Source organism: Idiomarina solivarensis (assembly GCF_033052755.1).
Taxonomy (GTDB): domain Bacteria; phylum Pseudomonadota; class Gammaproteobacteria; order Enterobacterales; family Alteromonadaceae; genus Idiomarina.
Window position 1 is genome coordinate 1 of the sequence record NZ_JAVFHZ010000024.1, and the last position, 246, is coordinate 246.

Genomic DNA, 246 nt, shown 5'->3' on the forward strand with positions numbered 1-246 from the left:
GCTCGACGCGCTAACCGACGAGGCCGCCGAACGCGTCGAGGGCCGTCTCGAAGTCGGACTGGACGAACGTGCCGAACCGCACAGCGTCGAACCGCTGATCGAGTGGCCCGCCTTCGAGAAACTCCGTCCCGACCTCGAAGAAGTAGCTCGACAGCTGCGCCGGACGGTCCTCGAGGGGCGCCCCATCCGCGTGCGCCACCACGCCGACGGCGACGGTATGTGTGCCTCCCTTCCCGTCCAACTCGC

At 68.7% G+C, this 246-nt stretch carries 1 protein-coding gene; it reads right to left on the reverse strand.

What is annotated here, in order from left to right; translation table 11 throughout:
* Positions 1 to 10: 10 nt before the first annotated feature.
* Positions 11 to 246 (reverse strand): hypothetical protein (locus tag RBK99_RS13495; protein WP_317505107.1); only part of this gene is annotated, 236 nt, incomplete at its 5' end.